Genomic DNA, 1,355 nt, shown 5'->3' on the forward strand with positions numbered 1-1,355 from the left:
CGGCAGCATTCGACATTAGGTTACCGCTCTCCCGTTCAATATCTGGAAGACTGGATGAAGAAACAAAATCAAGAGAATCTCGCTGCATGACATTCACCTGATGGTGAACTAATTATCGAGGGAAGGTCAAAAAGCTATTCATAGTATCCGACATTTTGGCGTGATGACCGGTTTCGTCGAAGGCGAATTAGTCATGAACATTCCCAACACACTCATGCGTGGCATTGCCTTGAAATAGAGGTCATGTCGCGCCTTTTTTGGAATTTTAAAAGTAAATAATGAAACTACTATTGATATTGATATTGACATTGATTGCTTTGATTTTTAAGACAACTTTAGTGTACGCGCAGAGCTTTACGAGCGCAGACCAAAATCAAGATATTTCCGGTGACTGGGTATATCAGAAAGTCGTTGATTATGACGAACCAAATATGAAAATCAATGAGGTTCAAGAACCACGATTCGTCATAAGTGGAAATAAGATCATCGATAGTCTTGGATGCCAAATGCCGATTCAAAAAGAAATCTATACAGCTTTTGATCCGTTTCAATTAATGATGAAAGGCGGAGCGACCGACGAGAATATCGCTGCGTTTTTTGCGAAAAATTTCAATGAGAAAATGGATCTAAGAAAATTACCTTGGGGATATAGCGTCAGCATAAAATTTAAAAAACAATGTAACGAGTTTTTATCTTCTCCAATACTGGTTTTTCCAACACAGATCATCATTGATTATGGCAACGCCTTCTTTAGCTACAAAAAACCAGCGATGAACAATGCCGCCATCAATACCTACGGTCGAAAAATCACTCTATTACCTTTTGATTATAAAAAGTATGATGATTGGTGCTACACCATACCTCAAAAAAATAGTTATGGAAAAGGTACACAAATTCCATCCAACAACTGTACGGCTTTCTATCATACATATAGCTTAGGAAAATCAGATACCGACCCGTTAGGCTCTTTGCTTGGTTCCTATAACTACATTTTCAATCTTGGAACGGAATTCCCCCATCCGCTAGACTACGATAACCCCGTAAAGCATGGATTACGTCCTGTCGTACTTTTTTTACTCCGCTTAAAAATGTATTGATTGCGTTGGTCGATGATAGAGAAACGCACAACGAACAGCACCGAGGAGCGAACTATAGACAAGAGCTCTTAGCACCAACATTCGTGACCATTTTAAATAACAAAATCATCCAAACGTTGACGGTGAAGGGCCAATTTTCTATCGATCAAAATCATCAAATTACTGTTATTGATAGTGGTTGGTTCAATCATCGTACGAAAGACCGAATTTATAAAATTCAAGAAGACGGCACAATTAAACAGATTCAATAAAAGCTAT

At 38.3% G+C, this 1,355-nt stretch carries 1 protein-coding gene; it reads left to right on the plus strand.

Annotation, left to right across the window (positions count from 1 at the left end; translation table 11 throughout):
* The first annotated feature begins 278 nt into the window (after positions 1-278).
* Positions 279-1,097, plus strand: coding sequence for a hypothetical protein (locus ACO0KV_RS18325; RefSeq protein ID WP_423044589.1), 819 nt, complete (start codon positions 279-281; stop codon positions 1,095-1,097).
* Positions 1,098-1,355: the final 258 nt, after the last annotated feature.

Source organism: Undibacterium sp. RuRC25W (genome assembly GCF_049339825.1).
GTDB lineage: Bacteria > Pseudomonadota > Gammaproteobacteria > Burkholderiales > Burkholderiaceae_D > Undibacterium.